This is a genomic window from Glaciecola sp. 33A (assembly GCF_002836745.1).
Classification (GTDB): Bacteria; Pseudomonadota; Gammaproteobacteria; order Enterobacterales; family Alteromonadaceae; genus Glaciecola.
This window is the reverse complement of sequence record NZ_PJAR01000012.1, coordinates 1-1,075: the sequence shown is the minus strand read 5'-3', so window position 1 is coordinate 1,075 and position 1,075 is coordinate 1. Positions and strand designations below refer to the sequence as shown.

Genomic DNA, 1,075 nt, shown 5'->3' with positions numbered 1-1,075 from the left:
TTGCTGGGTAATGAGTTGTTTGCGATTGATGGTTGTAAGATGTCTTCTAATGCGGCCAAGGAATGGTCTGGCACCTTTAAAGAGCTACAAGAAAAGCGCGATAAGCTTAAACGCCAAATCAGTTATCACATGAACGAGCATGAGAAATTAGACAACAACGAAGAGGCTGATGAGGCGCGTAAACAGCGCACTATCCAAGCGATTGAGACACTGAACAAAGCACACGACAAAATAGAAAAATTCCTAAATGAAAAAGAGCCTCGACTGGGCAAAGGTAAGCGTCCACAGGAAGTGAAAAGCAATATTACGGATAACGAGTCAGGAAAAATGACCACCAGTAAGGGCACCATTCAAGGCTATAACGGCGTGGCAACGGTGGATAAGAAACATCAAATTATTGTAGATGCCACGGTATTTGGAGAGGGAGTAGAGCACCATACCTTAAAGCCAATATTAGAAGGCATTCAAGTCAGGTTTAAACGCCTGGCGATTAGCGACGACATTTTGAAAGCGCAAATTATCATCACCGCCGATACTGGGTTCGCTAACGAAAAGAACATGCAGTATCTTCATGACAATGACATCAATGCGTATATTCCAGCCAGTGAATTTAGTTTCGACCCAATGACCAACAGTTGTTTGTGTCCGTCTGGCGAAAGTCTTAGTTTTAGGGGCGCGCGAGAGAATGACTTAGGCATTAAAATCGTTTACTTCGAAGGTCGATTATTACAATGCCGTAACTGCGATAAAAAGCAGCAATGCATGCATAACCCAAAGGCAGCAGACCACCGCAAGGGCAACGGCAGGCAAGTGAGTTTCACATTAAATGAAACCAGAGCGCCAACCTATACCGACTGGATGAAACATAGGGTTGATAGTTCGAAAGGCAAACAAATTTACAGTCACCGCATGTCTGTGGTTGAACCTGTGTTTGGCAACATAGGCACCAACAAAAAACTCAAACGCTTCAGCCTGCGTGGTAAAGATAAGGTGCAAGGCCAGTGGCATTTGTTCTGTTTAATACACAATCTGGAGAAACTCAATAATTATGGACAGTTAGCGGCGTAGTTAGCCT

General features: G+C 43.9%; 1 protein-coding gene. It reads left to right on the top strand.

Translation table 11 applies throughout. From position 1 onward, the window contains the following. Positions 1 to 1,068, top strand: a 1,068-nt coding sequence (locus tag CXF81_RS00345; protein ID WP_101179115.1) for a transposase, incomplete at its 5' end; no start/stop codon positions are given. Between the last annotated feature and the right edge of the window lie 7 nt (positions 1,069 to 1,075).